Here is a 5,563-nt window from a genome sequence, read left to right on the forward strand (position 1 = left end):
CCATCTGAGCAGCACCGGTGATCATGTTTTTCACGTAGTCGGCGTGCCCTGGGCAGTCAACGTGCGCGTAGTGACGAGTCGGGGTGTCATATTCAACGTGAGAAGTGTTGATGGTGATACCACGAGCCTTCTCTTCTGGCGCGTTGTCGATCTGGTCGAAAGCACGTGCAGAACCACCGTAGGTTTTAGCCAGAACGGTAGTGATTGCAGCAGTCAGGGTAGTTTTGCCGTGGTCAACGTGGCCGATAGTACCGACGTTAACGTGCGGTTTTGAACGTTCAAATTTTTCTTTAGACATCGATTGTCCCTCTAAGACACGGATAAATCGGTGGTATCACCACATCAACCAAGCATTTGCTTGTTGAATTCAGGAAACAGAAAGAAAATCAGGGGGCGAGAAATTAAGAAGTGGTGCTGATAGGCAGATTCGAACTGCCGACCTCACCCTTACCAAGGGTGCGCTCTACCAACTGAGCTATATCAGCACATCTTGGAGCGGGCAGTGGGAATCGAACCCACATCATCAGCTTGGAAGGCTGAGGTAATAGCCATTATACGATGCCCGCATCCTGGAACTCGGCTACCTGACTTTTCTGTAGACTTTAAAGGTGGAGAGAAGGATTGTTCGTCGCTTAACTCTTCACCCTTCGTGCCAGCAACTTCCGTTACGCGGCGCGAACTGTTTGAAGGTTTTCACCTTCCCCGACCGGCGCTTGATTCAGCATTACCGCTCGGTGTGACCCAGTACCTCGGGTCTAATATGGTGGTGGGGGAAGGATTCGAACCTTCGAAGTCTGTGACGGCAGATTTACAGTCTGCTCCCTTTGGCCGCTCGGGAACCCCACCAGATTTTAACTACTTTATACTTGAATGGTGCCGGCTACCGGAATCGAACTGGTGACCTACTGATTACAAGTCAGTTGCTCTACCTACTGAGCTAAGCCGGCATCAAGTGCAGCGCATTCTAGGTAGAGCTGACGGGCTATGCAACAAAAAAATTGCGATCTAAGCCCTATCGCTCATAAATCAGCCGATTTCTGCATCCGGCTCGCAATTTTTTACCGTTGAGGCGCATAATTTCATCAATTTTGGACATTACTCTAAACTATTTTAGACCTATCCTGCTGAGGCTTTCCCTGCACTTTGCCCTATCGCTCAATCAAAGATAGCCCATCGGTTGAAAGCGGCTATCGGGGTAGTGCACCACAAAGAGGACAGTGCTCTCTGATGGTGCCTGTATACCGCTTTCGTCCCTGGATTGGCTGCCCCCGCACAGGTTAGCCGTATTGGCGCGTTTATTGCTTATCTTCATTATCCCAAATAACCAGGAGGTATGACCGATGAAAATTGTCCTGATCAATGCGGCAACGCTTCCCATTTACCGCGCCGAGCTGGCGCAGTTGCTCACCGATGCGGTCACTCACGGGGCTTCAGTAGGTTACGACACGCAAATTCCCCACGAAGATGCCGAGAGCTACTTCCATAGCCTGCGCCCAGCATTGGCCAAAGGAGAGTTGCTATTGTGGATTGCCAGAGATGAAAGCGGCGTCATTGGCACCGTCCAACTAGCCCTGTGTCAGAAGCCCAACGGCCGCAACCGGGCCGAAGTACAAAAACTGCTGGTGCACAGCCGCGCCCGTCGCAATGGCGTTGGCCAGGCGTTGATGAAAACGCTGGAAAAAACGGCGCTTGAGATCCACCGTGGCCTGCTTTATCTGGACACCCAGGCCGGCTCTGCAGCCGAAGCGCTGTATCGCTCGTTAGGTTACCGCTGCCTCGGGGAGATACCCGATTACGCCGCGGCTCCCGACGGGTATTACCACCCGACGGCGATTTACTACAAGCGGCTGTTTGCCGTTCAGCAACCCTCTCGCGCCGCCGCAAGCTGACCTGAAAACGGTATCATTACCCAGTGATACCGCCCTGCAACAAGCCCTTTATCAATTGCGTACCTGTTCGCACTATTGGTAAAAACTGCCACTAATCGACCACAAATGCGAAAAAAGTCTACGCCTAAAAGCCAGCTGTCTATAATATGCAGTTTGATTATTATCTGGAGTTGGCGTCCAGCGCCTTTCCCAACCTGCGTTAACAGGCAGAATTTGGCTTATGATAAAAAGAGATCAATCTTTAGCGACGCCTTACCTTCAGTTCGATCGCAGCCAGTGGGCCGCGTTACGGGATTCGGTGCCGCTGACGCTGTCGGAAGAAGAGATTGTTAAACTCAAAGGGATTAACGAAGATCTCTCCTTGGAAGAAGTCGCGCAGATCTACTTGCCGCTCTCACGGTTGCTGAACTTCTATATCAGTTCTAACCTGCGTCGCCAGGCAGTTCTGGAGCAATTCCTTGGCACAGATGGCCAACGCATTCCTTATGTGATCGGCATTGCTGGCAGCGTAGCGGTGGGTAAAAGTACCACGGCGCGTTTGTTGCAGGCGTTGTTGAGCCGCTGGCCGGAACATCGTAGCGTGGAGCTGATCACCACAGACGGCTTTCTGCACCCGAACAAGGTGCTGAACGAGCGCGGCCTGATGAAGAAGAAAGGATTCCCGCAATCCTACGATATGCATAGCCTGGTGAAATTCGTTTCGGAAGTTAAATCCGGTGCCAAACGTGTTACTGCCCCGGTTTACTCTCATCTGATCTATGACGTCGTGCCTGAAGGCAATAAAGTTATCGAACAGCCTGATATTCTGATCCTGGAAGGATTGAATGTTTTGCAAAGCGGGATGGACTATCCACACGATCCTCACCGGGTATTTGTTTCCGACTTTGTTGATTTCTCCATCTATGTCGATGCCCCTGGCGATCTATTGCAAAGCTGGTATATCAACCGCTTCCTGAAATTCCGTCAGGGTGCGTTCTCTAATCCAGACTCCTATTTCCATAGCTATGCGCAGTTGCCGGAAACGGAGGCGATCAACATCGCCACCCAGCTGTGGAATGAGATTAATGGTCTGAATTTACAGCAAAATATCTTACCCACTCGCGAGAGGGCCAGCTTGATTATGACTAAGAGCGCCAATCACGCAGTGGACAGTGTACGGTTACGGAAATAATAGATAGCGAAAGAGAGGCCAGTGGCCTCTCTTATTTTAGCTTATTCAGCACTCCGCAAAGATATTTCACCACCAATAAAGGGTTTTATTACCCCCTCTTGCTCAAGCAGTAATGCACCCTGCTGATCAATACCGCGGGCAATACCGAAAATCTGTTGTTCACCAATTAATAGCTTAACTGGGCGATCGATAAAGTTATCTAATTTACGCCAACGTGAAATAAAGGGAGCTAACCCGTCTATTTCAAATTGCCGTAATGAATGGCGTAACTCATTAAGCAATTTGGCGGCCAGTTCATTACGATCGATAGTGATCCCGGCTTCCTGTAGGTTGATCCAGCGCTGATCAATCTGACTAGCGTTGGTTTCACGCATCGCCATGTTGATACCAGCTCCCAGCACCAACTGGGCTGCATCCCCGGTTTTACCGGTCAGCTCAACCAGAATACCGGCCAACTTGCGATCGTTAAGGTATAAATCATTGGGCCACTTCACACGGACCTGATCTGCACCGAGACGCTGCAACACTTCTGCCATCACGATGCCAATAACCAGGCTCAACCCCATCGCGGCCGCGGGCCCTTGTTCAAGACGCCAGAACATGGATAAATATAGGTTGGCCCCGAAAGGCGAAATCCACTGCCGCCCACGCCGCCCACGCCCTGCCTGCTGGTACTCGGCTATACAGGCGTCACCGGAAGTCAATTCTGCAAGCCTGTCCAACAGATACTGGTTGGTTGAATCAACGACGGGCAACACCGTGACCCGCTTGTCTTCCAGTAAACCAAGAATACGCTCAGCATCCAGCAAGTTGATCGCCGCAGGCAGGCTATAGCCTTTTCCCGGAACCGTGAACACATCCAACCCCCACTCCCGGATGGTCTGAATATGCTTGTTAATCGCTGCGCGGCTCATTCCCAATGACTCACCCAAATGTTCGCCAGAGTGGAACTCTCCGTCCGCCAGTAGGGAGATGATCTTCAGTGGTACAGTGGTGTCTCTCATGAAATGACCTCTACGGCATCCAGCTCACCAGTAGCGCCCATAAAACGTACCTCTGGCTCTAACCAGACATCGAATTTCTTCGCTACCGTATTGCGCACGTGCCTGGCCAGAGCAACCACATCCTGGCTGCTGGCATTATCGGCATTTACCAATACCAAGGCCTGCTGACGGTGCACAGCTGCGCCACCGATCTGATGCCCCTTGAGTGAACACTGATCGATCAGCCAACCGGCAGCCAGCTTTTCTTGCCCGTCCGGCTGCGGATAATGTGGCATTGCTGGATATTGTGCTAATAACGTTTTAGCGACTTCCCCGCTCACCAGTGGGTTTTTAAAGAAGCTGCCTGCATTGCCGGTAATACGTGGATCCGGCAGCTTGCTGCGCCGCATGGCGCATACCGCATCAAATACCTGCTGCGGCGTTACCGTCTTGGGATCCAGCTTGGCAAGGTCGCCGTAGTTCAGCAGCGGGCTCCACTGTTTGCTAAGCCGTAAACCCACGGCCACAATCACGAAGCCTTGCTTAAGCTCATGCTTAAAAACGCTTTCCCGGTAACCAAACTGGCAGCGTTCAGGATCCATACGATCGATTTCGCCCGTAGTCAGGTTCAGCAGGTCGACATATTCACAGACCTGTTTAAGCTCAATGCCGTACGCCCCGATATTCTGGATCGGGGCCGAACCGACTAAACCTGGGATCAAGGCCAGATTTTCCAGCCCAGGGATGCCACGCTCGAGCATCTGGCTAACCAGATAGTGCCAGTTCTCTCCGGCGCTGACATGCAGATGCCAGGCGTCCTGCTCTTCCCTGACCGTGATACCTTTTAACTGGTTAATCATGACCGTACCGGCAAAATCCTCCAGGAACAGGACGTTGCTCCCTTCACCGAGTACCAGCAGTGGCTCTTGGCGCTTTTGCGCCTGCTGCCAGGCTTTAATCATCATTTCAATTTCTTCAGCAATGACTAAATGCGCTGCATTGACCGGGAGCGCAAAAGTATTGTGATGTTTTAAAGACGCGCTTTCAGTAGACATGATTTAAATACTCTGACGGAACAAATTATCATCTAGTCTACTCGATCCACCGCGCATGGCTATTATTTGTTTTTATTCACTTGTAATTTCTTGTTAGCTAATAACCGCAAGCCTCATAGGATATTAAAAATATCCTTGTAAATCATAATAATATGGTAATTACATTATCTCGACTCTTGCAGAAGTCTGAGTTATATAAAATCTATCAGCATTAATGATATGTATGAATTAGCCTGGCCGGTTTGGAACTAAAAATTTCATGAATATTTCCAGGTGGGAACCCGGTTATATTTAATCATTTACCAATGAAGAGATAATTCGGGATAGCCGAGTAATGTGTCCCCTCACCCTAACCCTCTCTCCCAGGAGAGGGAACCGATCGAGCCCGCTGATATTCCTCAGAACTTCTTATCTTTCTGATTACTCATCACTGCCGAAGTGGTATGGCTAATCAAAGGTTCCGAC

At 50.5% G+C, this 5,563-nt stretch carries 5 protein-coding genes and 4 tRNA genes; 2 read left to right on the forward strand and 7 right to left on the reverse strand.

The annotated features are described in order from the left end of the window. The 5 genes from JHD74_RS25265 to JHD74_RS25285 all read right to left on the reverse strand — a co-directional run. Window positions 1-298 (reverse strand): GTP-binding protein (locus tag JHD74_RS25265; protein ID WP_233169678.1); only part of this gene is annotated, 298 nt, incomplete at its 3' end. A gap of 111 nt (window positions 299-409) precedes the next feature. Further along, window positions 410-485, reverse strand: a tRNA-Thr gene (locus tag JHD74_RS25270). 6 nt (window positions 486-491) lie between these two features. Then, window positions 492-566 (reverse strand) — tRNA-Gly (locus tag JHD74_RS25275). Window positions 567-761: 195 nt separating this feature from the next. Further along, window positions 762-846 (reverse strand) — tRNA-Tyr (locus JHD74_RS25280). A 25-nt stretch (window positions 847-871) separates the two neighbouring features. After that, a tRNA-Thr gene (locus JHD74_RS25285) sits at window positions 872-947 on the reverse strand. Between the two features lie 393 nt (window positions 948-1,340). Between JHD74_RS25285 and JHD74_RS25290 the strand changes: the two genes are divergently transcribed. Both JHD74_RS25290 and coaA read left to right on the forward strand, forming a co-directional pair. Then, window positions 1,341-1,889, forward strand: coding sequence for an N-acetyltransferase (locus JHD74_RS25290; RefSeq protein WP_199063814.1), 549 nt, complete (start codon window positions 1,341-1,343; stop codon window positions 1,887-1,889). 220 nt (window positions 1,890-2,109) lie between these two features. Continuing rightward, entirely contained in the window at window positions 2,110-3,060 is a 951-nt protein-coding gene (coaA, locus tag JHD74_RS25295) for a type I pantothenate kinase (RefSeq protein ID WP_199063815.1), read from the forward strand. A 41-nt stretch (window positions 3,061-3,101) separates the two neighbouring features. On the opposite strand, the gene birA is transcribed toward coaA, so the two are convergent. Together birA and murB are read right to left on the reverse strand one after the other, a co-directional pair. Next, window positions 3,102-4,064 carry a bifunctional biotin--[acetyl-CoA-carboxylase] ligase/biotin operon repressor BirA gene (gene birA, locus JHD74_RS25300; RefSeq protein ID WP_074032467.1) on the reverse strand — a complete coding sequence of 321 codons (963 nt, stop codon included), beginning with the start codon at window positions 4,062-4,064 and terminating at the stop codon, window positions 3,102-3,104. After that, on the reverse strand, window positions 4,061-5,098 hold the full coding sequence (gene murB / locus JHD74_RS25305) for a UDP-N-acetylmuramate dehydrogenase (RefSeq protein WP_024531377.1): 1,038 nt from the start codon (window positions 5,096-5,098) through the stop codon (window positions 4,061-4,063). The genes birA and murB overlap by 4 nt, the downstream gene beginning before the upstream one ends. Between the last annotated feature and the right edge of the window lie 465 nt (window positions 5,099-5,563).

This window comes from Serratia sp. ASV30 (genome assembly GCF_016428815.1).
Taxonomy (GTDB): domain Bacteria; phylum Pseudomonadota; class Gammaproteobacteria; order Enterobacterales; family Enterobacteriaceae; genus Chania; species Chania fonticola_C.

What these genes read in the sequence shown, in the direction of transcription:
- JHD74_RS25290 (WP_199063814.1), top strand. Translation starts at nt 1,341, where the DNA reads ATGAAAATTGTCCTGATCAATGCGGCAACGCTTCCCATTTACCGCGCC.
- coaA (WP_199063815.1), top strand. Translation starts at nt 2,110, where the DNA reads ATGATAAAAAGAGATCAATCTTTAGCGACGCCTTACCTTCAGTTCGAT.
- birA (WP_074032467.1), bottom strand. Translation starts at nt 4,064, where the DNA reads ATGAGAGACACCACTGTACCACTGAAGATCATCTCCCTACTGGCGGAC.
- murB (WP_024531377.1), bottom strand. Translation starts at nt 5,098, where the DNA reads ATGTCTACTGAAAGCGCGTCTTTAAAACATCACAATACTTTTGCGCTC.